We start from the raw sequence: 14,946 nt of genomic DNA on the forward strand, positions 1-14,946 counted from the left end.
TTTGGTACGTTGTACCAAGCACCCGCAGTTAACTAGGCTGCTACTACGTGGCCACTGCGTTCATTGATTAGTACTAAAAATAAGCTTATTTTTTAGCTATACTTTTCTGTACGCTACTTAATGTTTTTGAAAACAGACAAAATACTTGCTACAAGATTTAAAAAAGTCATTTCCAACAAATCAATCGTTGGAAATGACTTTTTATTTAGTGGAGCATAATTCCTTGTTTTGATCTAAAGAGAGTCTAGGAACCAATATGAAGAAAAGTAATGATTAATCCCCATCATCTACATTATCAATATAAGTAATGCTAATGCAAAGGGCTGACGGCATATCTGTTTTTAGATTAACCACTTGGTTTTGAGCAGCGGCATAAGCTGCCTTTACATCATTCAGGTTATTGTTGATGGCATCGTGCAGTGTATTAGGCTGCAAATTTTCTAAAGCATTAATAGTAGCATTGTATTGGTTTTCGATAACTGTATGCAACGGTTCGCTGCCTTTGCTAGCGTTGGTCGCCGTTAAATAGTCATCTAATCCTACGCCGTTGGTGCCATTCGAAAATCCTTGAAAAACTGCTTTGTTGGCTTTGATGGCTGCCAATGCTAAAGCAATAGACTGGCGGCTGTAATAGGCTTCTACATTTTCAGGTAGGAGTGGCACATAGCCTGTTTTAGCACTAATAGGAGTCCCCAATTTATTATTTTTGAATAATTCATAAGCTTGATTCAATTGGTTGACAAGGTTACTAATCGGCTTGCCATTAGCGACACCTTCTGTTGAAGTAAAAGTGTTTAGGTAGTTTGCCCCATCTGTTTTCCAAGCATCATAAACAGCAGTAGCTTTTTGTTTGATTAAGGCAGTAACATCTTTTAAATATTGTTTTCTATTCGTTGCATCGGGAGCCGTACTATATAAATTGATCAAATCATTATCAGAACTAGCAGCTCCATACAACAAGTAATCTAAGGCAGGAAAGCCTCTAGTGTAAGAGTATGTTTCTGTTGTTAAGTCATAACTTCCAGAGCTAATTGCGTCATTTAGTCGAGTAACAAAGACAGGAAAATTATTCATATAGAGACGCAATTCTTCTGTTTCTGCTGGACCAAATTCAAAGATAGAAGCAGTTTGCCAAGTTGTCCAAGTTGCTTGAAGTATGTTTCTTAGTGTTGTTAAATTGGTCACTGTTGGAGTTGTTGCAAAATTACTAGCTGCGGCATCCAAATCATCGGCTTCTTTGGCTAGTTTTTGATAATTGGGCAGAATAATATTGTTGCCAATATTGGATAACAAACTCAATTGATCAAATTCTGTTGCACAAGCATTGTTAGAATCTGTTTTACAAGCGGAAAAGGTACATAAAAAAACAAAGACAGTAATTGCCCCAAGAATGGTCTTTTTCATAACAAATAGAATGAATATAAACAAATAATTGAGGATTGAAGCTATTCGAGCTTCAATCCTCAATTTTTATAAATTAAGAAAAAAATCTTACAAAGAATCTTTTACAGCAGATAAATCGGTAAAAATACCAACTAATGCAGTTTTAGCTGCTTCTATTTTAGCTGAAGTTACATTGTAGTTATTAGCTTGAAGAGCATCTGCACTACCAAATAAATCTGTTAAAATCGTATTTACTTGAGCTTCTGTAATGCCACTAGCACCTGTACCATATTTTAAAGAACTAATAAAGCCAAATACTTCTGATAGACCGTGATAAGCTGCCGCAGCATCTGTTGATAAATCATCTTTTACACTGTTTAAGTAGTAGATAGCAGTAGCAGCAACAACCAATTCCCAGTTTTTACGCAAAACAGCAATCTGCTCGTCGCGGGTATCCATGTCTTTAGCAGAAATAGCTGCACGACCTTTCAAGAAAGCATTCATCATTTTTTCATTTAAAGGATAAACAGCTTCGTGTTTGTTGCAGTATTTTCCCCAAAAAACAGCATCAGAAGTAGTTGTAGGGAAGTTTTTGTTGACCCCAAAGTAGCCAAAAGCTTCATCCCAGTGATGTTCCATAGCAGTTCCTTTACCATCCGTTACAGTGTTATTATCTACTTCCATTTTGCCTGCTCCTAAGTACACAGATGTTGCTTGATAATAAAAGCAAGCTCCCATCAAGCCTTTCTCAATTACTTGTGCTAACTCAATACCGTTTTCATTTAACAAATAGAACTTAGAACCAGCATTATTAGCAGCGATACCCGCTTGACCAGATGCTGCAGTTGCACCTGTAGATTGGCTGGCAACAGCAACAGCATCCATATATGCTTCAAAATTGGCTTGTTCTGTAGCAATTGTTTTGCTTTTTAATTGTTTGGTAGAACTGTTCAAGTCTGTTGTTGAGAAGTGATTACCAGTATTATCACCATACATATCTTTTAGCTTGGCAGCATCTAGTGCTGGAGCATTAGCAACGTGTGCTGTTTTGATGTAGGTAGTAATTTCAGCCATCATGTCCAGACGATTGGTTTGACCACTATAACTTACATTATCAAAATTGTAAGTTTCAGGAACAGTATAAGAAATATTCTCGTCGGTTTTACAAGAAGAAAAGCTTATTGCTAGGGCAGCACCAGCTGCAAAAAGAGTACTTGATGAAAATTTCATTGTATATTTTTTTGTTTTTAATTCTACACCTCTTTTTGAGCAGTTCTTGTTTTGAATGATTAAGTTGCTCAGAAAGTATAGAAATTTTAGCTTGATTTTTAATTGCGCCGCAAAATAAATCTTATTTAAACTAAATCCAAATAAAGATAGTTAAAAAATAATTTATTTCTTGCCTGATTTTTAGCTAGTAAAGAAGGTTTTAAGTGAGTAGATGGATTAACAGTGGCTTATAAATAAGAAAAAAGCTAAAAACAAATTTTTGTTTTTAGCTTTTTGAATTTTGATAGAGCTTTTACTTATAGATGCTTGGGGACAAGCCAACAATTTTATTCGATTTTCTGTTAGAAAATGTCGAGCTAATAGGATGACTATAAATTTATATTTTATAAGCAATGAACTTGGTGCTATAAAATAATTTATTACCAATTCATACGGAAGGCATCCAAAGAATCGTTATTACTAGCAACAGCTTCGAATTTATCAAAAAATGCTTGATTCTGCTGCAAAATTTTAAAACTGTTTCTATAATATGCAATAAACCAAAACGAGAAGATAACAGCAGCAATCCCCCAAATCATCCACAGAGCAACAAAGCTATTCATATGATCGGCAATCAATGAAAAAGCTGAACTAACAACAATGATGAATGTTAGCGCAATAAAAAAGAAGATGCTAGACTTTCGGTTGCGTTTGTAAATCAGCGCTGCATCTTTGCCAATAACTTTATCTTTTATTTTACTATAATTTTTAAAGTTACGTTTATAGGTTAGAAACAGGCGTTCCAAATCATTTTCTGAAAAAGAGACTAATGTTTGCATGATTGTTGTATCGTGATTGATTTTATTTTTAGAAAATAGTCGTCTAATTATTCAATACATATTTAATAGTAGATTGCTACACCTAGGAACAGCATCTTTGGACTATTGATCCCAGTCTAATTAGCTATCGATTAGCTGCTTGTCGTGTGCTACTTTGCAAATGTTGAGTAGCTGATTCTTTGATTAAAGCAAAAAATCGACCAAGTACCATAACTAAATATACCGCAAAGTTAATTATTTTTGCAAGGATTTTTTAATATATACTGAGCTTGCTTTTGTTAAAAAAGTACCTACTGTTTAGTTGCTTGTTGAAACCTTATGACATAGTACCTACTATCATCAATATTTAAAAACCAAAAATGTTTTGTTCAAAGCAAATTTTGACTCAAAAAAGATATTAATCAAAGTAATTATTATGTGCCAATTACTTTATGAATGACCATAGTCTACAACCTATTAAAACTAGTTGAAGAAACATTTAAATATAAGAAAACTAAGTACCAATAGCTATAACATCAATTAAGCCTTGTTTTGTCATCTGAAAAGGTTGCTATCAATTGGACGGAAAAGTTATTCTATTAAACGAACGAATGAAGAGATTATTATTATTAATATTATTAGGAATGAATTTTCAAGGTTCTGCTCAGAACTTTGATGTAGAGATAGGCCCAATTTATGGACATTATACGGATACAACACGCCATTTTTGGATGTTAGTTAAACCCAACACACAGGATGATCCTTTGGTGGATTGGGTCACTCAGTTTAATGTCGATTTGTATGAATATTTTGAACAATTTACAGAGGAACGGGTGCGAAAAATAGAGCGCAGTTCTATGATAAAAGATAGGTATATTTTGGTCAGTGGTATTTTGAATATCAAAAAACCTCAACCAGCCAAAGCAGATATTAGCTTTTTAATTGGTTCCTGTGCGTTTCCTTATCCTTTTGCATTCTGGGGAGGCAAAGACAAAGAGGTGATCTTTGATGCTATGTTTAAGCATGATAAAGATTTTATGCTGTGGATGGGAGACAATGTTTATTATCTGCTAGGGGAGTGGAAGCAAAAGAAACGAATGCACAAGAAAAACTTGAAGATGCGTTTTAAGCCTAAGTTGAGAAAATTTTTAGAAAGCTGTCCACAATATGCTACATGGGATGATCATGATTTTGCGGGGAATAATGAGCATGGTGATTACTCTGGGAAATACCAATCGTTAGAAATATTTAAAGACTATTGGGCAAATCCTTATTATGGGACAGATAGTACTTTGGGAGTATTTTGTCATTTTAGTCATGCTGATGCCGACTTTTTTATGCTAGATGCTCGGTTTTATGCTAGTGACAGCAGTATGTTAGGAGAGGGGCAGACCAAATGGTTAAAAGAAAAACTTGAAGCTTCTACAGCTAATTTCAAATTTATTGTATCAGGAACACAGATTTTGTCTGACAATCCATTAGGAGAAGATTTGGGAGATTTTGCTAATTCTAAAGCCGATTTGATGAATTTTTTAAAGGAAAAAGATATCAAAGGGGTTATTTTTTTGAGTGGTGATCGGCATTATGGGGAATTGGTAAAGTTGGAACGAGAAGGAACATATCCTTTGTATGAAATGACGAGTTCTCCTTTGACGTCGTTGGTTAATCCTGCCTACACTAAAAATAATCCTTTGAGATTGCCTGAAACATTGGTCTTGGATCTAAACTTTGGAAAGGTGCATTTGTTCGGTCAAGGAGAGAATCGTCGATGCCGATTGGAGTTACTTGGTCGTACGGGGGAGCTATTTTGGCAGCAAGACATATTTTTATCTGAAATACAATAAAAATCAGCCATCTAAATTAGACACAAAAAGCTGCAAAAAAAAAAGAGAAAAAGAATTATTTTATCCTAAAAAAGACTAAATTACGCTACCTAAATATTGGTTTGAATGTTCTAGAACATTGGATAGGATACTTTTGTTGTATTACTTGATAACGTTTTGCGGCAATTCTATACAGGAGTATTATCGATGCTGTTTTGATACCATATTAATGTCCTAATTCCATCCTGAATATAATTACAACTGCTAGGATCGTGGCTTGTAACACCTTAATTATATTACTATTTATTTGTTTGGCGGCACTATCATAATATAGTGTCTATGTAGAGAAGTGTAGTGAGGCAAGTACTAAACAAAACGATGGAATATATTAGGTTTGCAAAAAACGAAACAAATTCAATACATAAACACAGATTACATCGCATCAATTATTACCAATAAGTAAATTATGAAAGATGACCAAAATGCCATTGGAGGCAACTATAAATTTAATCACTTAAAGGTTTTTGGCTCTGTAGAGAATTTTTATAAGAATTTAAAGACCTATCGACGTGTTTTTGATGCGTCTGAGTGTCGTTATATTTATGGAGAGCTTTCTTTTTATAACAAATTATTTGATGAGCGAGATTGGAAATGCAAATCTAGATTGGTTTGTACCGATGTAAATACCGGTACACAGATTTGTGATATGAAAAAAGATCTTGAAGTAAAAAAAGATCAAAACATTGTAAAAATTCAAGAGGGCTGGGGAACAGCGAATCCAGGATGGTGGAAGAAAGGAAAGTACAAGTGGGATGCTTATTTGGATGATCAGTACTTGGGAACAGCGTATTTTTATATTAATGATGAGGGACCTGTTACAGCAGATGCTAACCCTTATATTGCCATTAAAAATATTCGCCTTTTTGAAAGTGCGTTAGAGGGAACACCGATTAAGGATAGAAAATACTTGAAGAGCTTTAATAAGTCAACTACTCGTTATGTCAACGCTGAAGTTACGATTGATATTTTGAGCAAAACAAGACCTTTGCCTCTAAACTTTAAATTTAATTTCTACAATGATATTGGGCAACACAAAGCCTACATGGAATATTTTAAAGAAGTTGGAGACAATCGCACAACAGTTACTTTTGATACAGGGTATGGATCTAACAAAGGCAATTACTGGTTTGAAGATGACTACACCTTGGAAGTGCAGTTTATGAATGAACTAATTGCTGTTGTTCCTTTTACAGTAGCTCAAGAAGAGGAAGAAATGAAAGGTGAAATGCCTTTTAATATAGGAAATAAGGTAGAACGAACCGCAACAAGTAATAATGGGGGATCGGAAAAACCTACTTTTGAAGAAGCTACTGCCGAATTGAATGCTTTGATTGGACTAGAGGCGGTAAAAAAACAGATCGATGAGTTCTCAACGTATCTTAAGTTTTTGAAAATTAGAGAAGAAAAAGGTTTTAAAGAAGACAAAACATTTAATCTACACACGGCTTTTCTTGGGAATCCAGGTACGGGAAAGACAACGGTTGCCAAAATGCTGGGCAAGATTTACTACAGCTTAGATTTGTTGTCGAAAGGTCACGTACACGAGGTTGGACGAGTTGATCTGGTAGGAGAGTATATTGGTCAAACAGCACCTAAAGTGCAAAAAGCAATTGATAAAGCAAGGGGAGGTATTTTGTTTATTGATGAGGCTTATGCGCTTTCTGATAGAGGAGATGATGGCAAAGATTTTGGAAAAGAAGTCATAGAAGTATTGCTGAAAGAAATGTCAGATGGAAAAGGAGATATTGCGATTGTATTCGCAGGTTATCCTAAAGAGATGCAAGGATTTATTAGTTCCAATCCTGGTATGAGTTCTCGAATTTCTAGCCATATTCACTTCTCAGATTATGTACCAGATGAATTGATGGAAATTGCTGCCTATGCTGCTGAAAAACGTGATGTTACTATCAATGAAGAAGCAAAAGTACTACTCCACAAAAAAATAGTAGAGGCCTACCGTGGTAGGGATCAGCATTTTGGCAATGCTCGTTTTGTCAATGGAATTATCGAGGAGTGCAAGCAAAATATGGCCTTGCGCTTAATGAAAGTGGAAAATTTTGATTCATTGAAAAATGAAGATTTGTCAACGATCATTTTGGATGATATTGAAAAAGCATTTGGAATTACCAATAGCAAAGATGTACACATTCCAGTAGATGATGCTGCACTGAATGAGGCATTAAAAGAGCTACATGAAATGATTGGTTTGGAGGAGGTAAAACGAGATGTGGATGAAATGGCTAAATTGGTTCGCTATTATACGGAAATTGGTCGTGATGTGAAAAAGGCTTTTTCTATGCATACCGTTTTTACAGGAAATCCAGGAACAGGAAAAACAACGGTTGCTCGAATCTTAGTGAAGATTTACAAAGCATTGGGGATTTTAGAAAGAGGTCACTTGGTAGAATGTGACCGAAAGGAATTGGTGGCAGGTTATACTGGACAAACAGCCATCAAAACTTCTTTAATGATTGACCAAGCGATAGGGGGTGGACTTTTTATTGATGAAGCTTATTCTTTGACACAAGGTGGACAGGGCGATTTTGGAAAGGAAGCTGTAGAAACTTTGTTGAAGAGAATGGAAGACCAACGTGGGGATTTTATTGTTATTGCTGCGGGATATCCTGAAGAAATGCGTCAGTTTTTGGAAATTAATCCTGGATTGATGTCTCGTTTTGACCGTACTTTAAATTTTCCAGATTATACAACAGAAGAGTTGATGGAAATTGCTCATGTGATGTTTGATAAGGAAAACTTGTATCTAGATGTAGAGGCCAAGGAACATTTGAAGAAGTATATTGCAGGGATGTTGGAACACAAACATAAGTATTTTGGTAATGCTCGATCTATTCGAAAAGTAGTCAAAGAGATTGTCCGTCGCCAGAATTTGCGGTTGGCAAGTTTGTCTGCCGAAGAAAGAACGTCAACTATGATGCGTACGGTAACAATAGAGGACTTTAAAGACTTTAAATTGTTGGATCAGACCGATGATAAGCCGAAAAAAGGAATTGGATTTAGATAGCTCTATTCAGTAATAGAAAGACATTTTTTGTAAAGCTTCTAACAATTGTTAGAGGCTTTTTTTATAAGGAATTATAGTATTGCTAGGAATTTTTTGCTTCAAAAATGTATTTATATAAACATTGATAGTTAACGGTGCAGTTCTACAATATAGAAGTTGTTTGAAATTGCGTTTTTTTTGAACAAATTCATAGCTAGGAATTGAATTGATATAAGAAAGAATAAGCCAATGTTAAATTTTTTGGATGAATTAGCACTAGAACACCAAGGTCGTATAAAGACAACGGAATCTAAGTGGAATAGCTATGGTACTTATTTTCCTGTCTTGGTTAAAGATATAGATGTTAAGTTAGGAGATTGGAATCTGAATTTAAATTATGAGTATCGTCAAAATTATATGACAAAGGCTAGTGCAAAACAAATTTTACTGTTTGGAGATGAGGGATTTGATCGGTGTGATAAACATAATATTCTTTTAAGGTGCAAGATAGATGCTTCAAAATTCAACACCATATTTACCATTCAACGCAAGCATCTTTTCTATCGACTTTTTTATAAAAAAAGTAATGAGAAATATATTGTACAATGCAAGGAAAAACGGTTTAAAGATTATTTGACATCATGCAAAATGATTGATGTTGCTTATTCTGAAAAAGGGTTTAACCCCTTGGTGCAAACTTGGGTAGAACAAGGCTATTATTACATTAGTATGGGGTATGAAGGTAAGTTTGGCATTGCAAAAAAAGAAGCTTTATTTACCTTTGAGTTAGGAAAAGAAATAATAAAGCACATAGAGAATTTTCGCTAATTTTTACAAAAATACAATTTCAAAGTCCCCTTTCGGAACAATAGGGGCTAAGTCGTGAGAAATACGCAATGATTTAAAGTTTGGTAACTCATCCAAAAAATTGGGCAAATTTTGGAGTTTTGGATTGGCATCAAGGGTTAGTGTTTGGAGATTTTTTAACGCTAACACACTCACTGAAATTTCTGTAATAGCAGTATCCCGAATACTCAAGCTCTTCAACTGTTGCAACTCTTTTAAGCTATCAGGAAGTTGTTGGATGGGAGCTTGATAGATTTCTAAGATACGTAGGTTGGGCATAAAAGCGAGCTGCTCAGGTATTTGTTGCAGCTGCGGGTTTCGGATAGACAAAGCGACTACTTCGTGCAAAAGGTGGCACAACTGTCCCAAGTATAAATCATCACAAGCAATAGCAGGTTGGGTGTGGGCTAAGTACAACAAATCCTTAATCCCTCGTTCCAAAGGCCAAAGGCTAATTTGAGCACTTGAACGTAACTCATAGGCCAATTCTATATTATTTGGTTGACCTGTTTTTAATAATTTGCTGATTTTTTCGAGCATCATTGGAACTTTTAGTATACTTGTGGAATTAAACTAAAATATAAAGTTGGGTGTGTTTTGCAGCCACAAATTAAACTTACAAAAAATTAAAAACAATGAGTACCAGGAAACGAATTTTATCAGCTATCCAGCCTACGGGCAATATGCATTTTGGCAATTACTTTGGAGCTGTACAAAATTGGGTGCGTTTGCAGGAAGAATACGATTGTGTGTATGGTGTTGTTGATTACCACGCGATGACCATGCCATATAACCCAAAAAAATTGCGCGAAAATACTTGGGAACTTTTGTTTAATTTGATCGCCGTAGGAGTAGAACCTAATAATTTATTTATTCAGTCTTTGGTGCCTGAACATACCGAATTGGGATGGATTTTTAATTGCTTTTGTTCGTATGGTCGATTGGGACGTATGACGCAATTTAAAGATAAAAGTGTGCAGTCTAAAGAAAAAGCAGGAGATGATTTTATTTCTGCAGGTTTGTTTGGCTATCCTGTTTTACAAGCAGCAGATATCCTAATTTACAAAGCCGATTATGTACCTGTCGGAAAGGATCAAGATCAACACTTGGAGCTAACTAGAGAAATTGCAGATCGTTTTAATAGATTGGTGGGCAAAGAATATTTTGTTTTGCCTCAAACAAAGTATACTGAAATACCTAAGGTGATGTCTACGCATGATCCTAAACGTAAAATGAGTAAAAGCGCAGGTGAAAAACACTATATCTCGGTTTTTGCAGAGGAAGCTAAGATTCGTAAGCAAATCAAGTCGGCTGTGACGGATACTGGAGATACACCAGAAGGAGAAATGAGTGCTGGGGTTGAAAACTTATTTAGCTTATTAAAAGCAGCAGGTAAAATAGAGGCGCATACTAGTTTGATGGAGGATTACCACAATGGTAATTTGAAATATTCCGACCTAAAAGGGGAGGTAGCCGATGGATTGGTAGAATTGAGTACAACGTTTAAAGCTCGCAAAGCTGACCTTTTGACTAGAAAAAAAGAGATCAAAGGTCAAATAAAAGCTTCTTCTGCCGAAATTCGTAAGCGTGCGCAAGAAACAATACGAGAGGTAAAAGAATTGGCAGGGTTGAGCAACGTAAAATTCTAAACTACTTTTTAGAAAAATTTTATTATTTGAAATCTGTGAGGTCTCCAATGAAACTTCACAGATTTTTTTGTTTAGAACAAAGCCTATTTTGTTGGTATTATTGTAATAATTTGTTTTGTTCCACAACTTTTAATTTCATAAACTTCTTTAGGGAGTTGACTGGATTCAAATTTTGCATATAATGAATCAGCAATTGAATATGTAACAGCTAATTCAGACTTTGTAGATTCTTTTAGTGGAGGTGTTTTTTTACTAGGGTTTCGCATTCTTCTTCTAAAAGATAGTAACTCCTCTCTAAACCCACCTATTTTTAGTTCGCTTAGTTTTTCTAATAAAAAAAGCTGAGAGATGACCGCTATATTATCTTTAGGGAGTTCAATACTGTAGTAAGTTATCTTTTTCTATGTGATAAGATTCTGCTTGATAATCTTTTTAAAAAAGAAAGAATCCTTTTATTGCTAAGATGATGATGTAAAACATCATTCCTAGAATAAGAGTTATAAAAATTGGTTTTCCAATTTCGATATAAAATGGTTTTTCTTTCAAAAAGATACAACTAATAATTGTTGCGATAACATAGCTAATTAGATTAATCACTAGTAATATGATTTTCTTTATAGTCTCTCTTTTGTGTTCTTTTAGGGGAAGAGTATAGATATCCGACTCCAAGATAGTTTTTATATAATCATCATCTATTAAACACATATTTTATTAAAAATAGTAATTGTTGTAATGAGGCTAAATCAATGAGTTTATAAATACTGGAATTTTAGTCATATACTATTGTCTTTTATTTTTGCGCCTTTTCCATAAGAACATTTGAATTTTGTACTCAAGGCTTCCAAATTCCCAGTTAATGTCAAATTTTTGGCTTTTATTTTTAATATAAGGAGGAATAGCAATTTTACAATGTTTTAAAGGCAATTCTGTAGAGATGTTGTTAATATATGTTTTGTCAAGCTGATTTTTATACCTTATTCTTATTTCAATAATCGTTTTGTTTTTGAGGGCTTTTAAAATATATAATTCAATAAGATAAATATCTAATTTCTTTTTTTTGAGAAAGGCTACTGCATTGTTGAAAGGGATTTCCGTTATCTCCTTTAAGAGTTTTCTTTTTGCTTTGATTTTTTCTTTCCAAGGTTTCCATTCTTTTTCATTGTCTAAAGTAATAGCGAAGGTTGTATTTTTTGAAATTTTATTCCAACACATTTCTTCTGCTATGTTTAGTAAATCTTCAACCATTTGTTTTAATGTAACCTTTTCCTTCATTGTGAAATTGTAGTTTTTATTATTGCTGAGGGCTTTGATTTTTCGGTTTATAAATGCTTGAGAAATATTTTCTATAGGATTAATGCTAAATAATTTTTCTTGAGAGATTAATTACTTTGAATAAAAAATCCTCACTTTGATTATAGCGAGGATTTTTAAATACTGTATATATAATACTTCTTACAAACGAATTTTAGAGCTCTATAAAACGAATTTCAATTCGCTCATTTTTTTGACGTTCATTTTTGGAGTTATTTAAGGCAATCGCATTGGCACTTCCACGTCCAATTGGTTTTAGTTGGCTCCCCAAAACTTCTTGATTCTCCAACCATTTGGCAATTGCTTTGGCTCTGGCTTTTGTAAAAGTGAGACTCTCGGTAGGGTCTAAACTATTGTGTGTATAACTAATAATCTCTATTTTTATATTAGGGTTCTCTTTAAGTGTTTTGGCTAATGTTTTTAGGATTGTAAAAGATGATTTTTTGAGCACATCAGACCCAGTTTCAAATTCTATTTCCTTTAACAACAAGCGTTGATCTTTTTTCAATACCATATTAGGAGTATAGGGAACCAAGGTTTGTTCTTTAAATTCAGAGACAGATACGACATCAATAAATAAATAAGTACACTCTTTTTTGGTTCGATTTTCAAACACGCCCTTATTATTGGAGCTAAAATTGCCAATAGCGATAAACTGTTCGCCACCTTCAGCAGTATATATAGTTGAAATTTCTTCCCACTCATACTGTTTAGTAATAGGAGTTTGAGTGTTATTTTGTAAGCTTAGAGCAGGTAAATCAAGAACACCTCTTTCTGTCTGTTTATCTAATGGCGTTTTGCTCAAAACAACTCCCACCTCATTAATAGGTTGCTGGCAAAACTGTATAGGCAAACGAACTCGCATTTGAACAACATACTGTTTTCCTGCTTCTAAAGGTTGAGACAACGAGCTTTGTTGACATTCTGTTTTTATATCAAACTTTTGAATGGATAAAACTTGTCCCTCACTAGCAGGGGGCAGGCGCATTCCCTGAACAAAAGCCTTGGATTCTTTTGATAAAAAACAGTTAGTATTAATATAACCAGGATTTCCTGCAACAGTAGACCATCCATTAACCGTATCAATACGTTCTGTACTACCATCACAAACAGCTCCTTCTTCAAAAGATGGGTTAACAACGAGATTTTGAGCAATTAAAGCGCTATGAATAAAAACTAGAATAAAGAAATGGATAATTTTCATACTATATATACTATATGGTGATTGATATTGGTACTAAGATTTAAGTTTTATTTTTGGCGTGGCAAAGATAAATTGTTCTGATACTTTATATATCTTTTGTTCGGTATAAAAAAAGTTCGTGTCTATCTTTTCTCTTATGGCATTATTAATTCCATAAGGAACGACGAGTTTATATAAATTATTTTTGTCAAAATCCTCATTTGTACAAATAGAGTAACGACTTGTTCGCATTTTACCTTTTTCACCTTTTTTTAAATTCATTAAAAAATCTGGTGGAGTACAATCCAACACATCCCAATTGGTCTTGTTTTTTACCATAATAAAAGGATACGTTATTGTATCTAATTTAGGTATTGCTAGAAGGGTAGAGGAATTAGAAAGAGAAAAGTGATACCGTATACCATATACAACAGAATCGTGAGTATTGGTCAATACAAAATCAGGGATAATAGATGATTGAAAAGTAGATTTCTTCTTTTTAGAACTCCAATGTGGGCTTAATACTAAATTCAAATCATTTTCATAATGCTTGTAGACATAAATACTGCTAGAACTATCCGATGCTGACTGAATACATGAAATATTAATTTCTATTGCAACCATGGAACTATCTAATTCTACTGCTTTATCTATTATAAGGTTTTTTGTAGGATGTTCAATTTGTAATATGTAGTTTCCTTTTTCTATAAAATAATGTTGAATTGAAGGTTTAAAAGGAAGATTTAAAATAATCTGCTTTTCTTCATTTAAAATTTTTGCATTAAATGGTTTTGGATAATCACTATAGAATTGAATGGACAACTCAATACTGTCTGCATGATTTGTATTATGCGTGGCATAAATATGATAAGAGTAGGATAAAATGATTGTGAGTATGTACAGAATGTTCTTTTTCATCTTTTCTACTTTTATACAATTATTCGTTTAGGGTAATCAGCTTGCTTTATAATTTTAATTTTCTAAGCAATTTTTGCTTTTAAGGAAGTGGACAGAAAAAATATGGCTAAAAAAAGAAGGTTGTTTAGAGCTCTGCTGCTACTTCGTGGTTTATATAATTTTTTCTGAACGATTCCTTAATAATGCTTATCATAAATAAAATTACATAGGGATGAAATAATACTTTTCGTGAAAAAATGCTCATTGTAATGCTTTCATCAATTCTAATTAAAATTTTATGCCAAATCCGAAAAATAGACTTTGCTGTAAATGAATGGATTGTGTTTTTGAGCAAGAAAAAGAATGAAAAAAGGTTGTAGAAAAAAGGTAAAAATTTTGGAGAAAGGGAAAAACGTCGTACCTTTGCAACCGCTTCGAAAGAGAGGTGTTTAAAAGTAAATAAAGGGTCAGACAAAGAACAACAAATATTTTTAGAAAAAGTTCCAAAAATATTTGCAGATTCAAAAATAAAGTCAGACATTTGCAACCGCTTCAAAAGAGAAGTATAGCAAAAACGAAACGACAAAAAATAGCTACTAAAAAATATTTTTTAAAAAAGTTTAAGAAAAATTTGGTGGTTTAAAAATAAAGTCGGACATTTGCAACCGCTTAACGAAAGAGCGGATAAAAAAGTTTCGAAAGAAACAGAAAAAGATATTTGAAACGACAGGATAATTAGGTAAGAAACTAGAGAAATCTAGAAGAA

Annotated in this window: 12 protein-coding genes; 4 read left to right on the plus strand and 8 right to left on the minus strand. The window is 33.7% G+C overall.

The annotated features are described in order from the left end of the window. Positions 1-273: 273 nt before the first annotated feature. The 3 genes from CG11_RS08785 to CG11_RS08795 form a co-directional block, all read right to left on the minus strand. On the minus strand, positions 274-1,404 hold the full coding sequence (locus CG11_RS08785; protein WP_052595218.1) for an imelysin family protein: 1,131 nt from the start codon (positions 1,402-1,404) through the stop codon (positions 274-276). 87 nt (positions 1,405-1,491) lie between these two features. Then, entirely contained in the window at positions 1,492-2,613 is a 1,122-nt protein-coding gene (locus CG11_RS08790; protein ID WP_052595220.1) for a DUF4856 domain-containing protein, read from the minus strand. Between the two features lie 419 nt (positions 2,614-3,032). Further along, a complete protein-coding gene (locus tag CG11_RS08795; protein WP_052595222.1) occupies positions 3,033-3,431 on the minus strand; it encodes a hypothetical protein in 399 nt (132 codons plus the stop codon). Positions 3,432-4,021: 590 nt separating this feature from the next. On the opposite strand from CG11_RS08795, the gene CG11_RS08800 reads away from it, so the two are divergent. From CG11_RS08800 to CG11_RS08810, 3 genes are all read left to right on the plus strand, one after another. After that, positions 4,022-5,254: an alkaline phosphatase gene (locus CG11_RS08800; RefSeq protein WP_052595225.1), complete on the plus strand. Its 1,233-nt coding sequence runs from the start codon at positions 4,022-4,024 to the stop codon at positions 5,252-5,254. A gap of 445 nt (positions 5,255-5,699) precedes the next feature. Next, the gene (locus CG11_RS08805; protein ID WP_052595227.1) at positions 5,700-8,315 is read left to right on the plus strand and encodes an AAA family ATPase; all 2,616 of its coding nucleotides are present in this window, start codon (positions 5,700-5,702) and stop codon (positions 8,313-8,315) included. A gap of 228 nt (positions 8,316-8,543) precedes the next feature. Further along, positions 8,544-9,122, plus strand: a complete 579-nt coding sequence (locus tag CG11_RS08810; RefSeq protein WP_052595229.1) for a hypothetical protein — start codon at positions 8,544-8,546, stop codon at positions 9,120-9,122. Positions 9,123-9,125: 3 nt separating this feature from the next. On the opposite strand, the gene CG11_RS08815 is transcribed toward CG11_RS08810, so the two are convergent. Continuing rightward, entirely contained in the window at positions 9,126-9,683 is a 558-nt protein-coding gene (locus CG11_RS08815) for a leucine-rich repeat domain-containing protein (protein WP_156039708.1), read from the minus strand. Positions 9,684-9,775: 92 nt separating this feature from the next. On the opposite strand from CG11_RS08815, the gene trpS reads away from it, so the two are divergent. Next, complete coding sequence (gene trpS / locus CG11_RS08820; protein ID WP_052595234.1) at positions 9,776-10,789, plus strand: tryptophan--tRNA ligase; 1,014 nt, start codon at positions 9,776-9,778, stop codon at positions 10,787-10,789. A gap of 780 nt (positions 10,790-11,569) precedes the next feature. On the opposite strand, the gene CG11_RS08835 is transcribed toward trpS, so the two are convergent. From CG11_RS08835 to CG11_RS08850, 4 genes are all read right to left on the minus strand, one after another. After that, positions 11,570-12,061: a hypothetical protein gene (locus tag CG11_RS08835; RefSeq protein WP_052595239.1), complete on the minus strand. Its 492-nt coding sequence runs from the start codon at positions 12,059-12,061 to the stop codon at positions 11,570-11,572. Between the two features lie 193 nt (positions 12,062-12,254). Continuing rightward, the gene (locus tag CG11_RS08840; RefSeq protein WP_052595241.1) at positions 12,255-13,304 is read right to left on the minus strand and encodes an OmpA family protein; all 1,050 of its coding nucleotides are present in this window, start codon (positions 13,302-13,304) and stop codon (positions 12,255-12,257) included. A gap of 33 nt (positions 13,305-13,337) precedes the next feature. Continuing rightward, a complete protein-coding gene (locus CG11_RS08845) occupies positions 13,338-14,201 on the minus strand; it encodes a hypothetical protein (protein WP_052595243.1) in 864 nt (287 codons plus the stop codon). Between the two features lie 124 nt (positions 14,202-14,325). Beyond that, positions 14,326-14,721, minus strand: coding sequence for a hypothetical protein (locus CG11_RS08850; protein WP_052595245.1), 396 nt, complete (start codon positions 14,719-14,721; stop codon positions 14,326-14,328). Positions 14,722-14,946: the final 225 nt, after the last annotated feature.

It is taken from the genome of Aureispira sp. CCB-QB1, assembly GCF_000724545.1.
Taxonomy (GTDB): Bacteria; Bacteroidota; Bacteroidia; order Chitinophagales; family Saprospiraceae; genus Aureispira.

Coding starts and splice junctions, on each gene's coding strand:
- CG11_RS08840 (WP_052595241.1), bottom strand. CDS start 13,304: ATGAAAATTATCCATTTCTTTATTCTAGTTTTTATTCATAGCGCTTTA.
- CG11_RS08835 (WP_052595239.1), bottom strand. CDS start 12,061: ATGAAGGAAAAGGTTACATTAAAACAAATGGTTGAAGATTTACTAAAC.
- CG11_RS08850 (WP_052595245.1), bottom strand. CDS start 14,721: ATGTCTGACTTTATTTTTGAATCTGCAAATATTTTTGGAACTTTTTCT.
- CG11_RS08815 (WP_156039708.1), bottom strand. CDS start 9,683: ATGATGCTCGAAAAAATCAGCAAATTATTAAAAACAGGTCAACCAAAT.
- CG11_RS08800 (WP_052595225.1), top strand. CDS start 4,022: ATGAAGAGATTATTATTATTAATATTATTAGGAATGAATTTTCAAGGT.
- CG11_RS08785 (WP_052595218.1), bottom strand. CDS start 1,404: ATGAAAAAGACCATTCTTGGGGCAATTACTGTCTTTGTTTTTTTATGT.
- CG11_RS08810 (WP_052595229.1), top strand. CDS start 8,544: ATGTTAAATTTTTTGGATGAATTAGCACTAGAACACCAAGGTCGTATA.
- CG11_RS08790 (WP_052595220.1), bottom strand. CDS start 2,613: ATGAAATTTTCATCAAGTACTCTTTTTGCAGCTGGTGCTGCCCTAGCA.
- trpS (WP_052595234.1), top strand. CDS start 9,776: ATGAGTACCAGGAAACGAATTTTATCAGCTATCCAGCCTACGGGCAAT.
- CG11_RS08795 (WP_052595222.1), bottom strand. CDS start 3,431: ATGCAAACATTAGTCTCTTTTTCAGAAAATGATTTGGAACGCCTGTTT.
- CG11_RS08845 (WP_052595243.1), bottom strand. CDS start 14,201: ATGAAAAAGAACATTCTGTACATACTCACAATCATTTTATCCTACTCT.
- CG11_RS08805 (WP_052595227.1), top strand. CDS start 5,700: ATGAAAGATGACCAAAATGCCATTGGAGGCAACTATAAATTTAATCAC.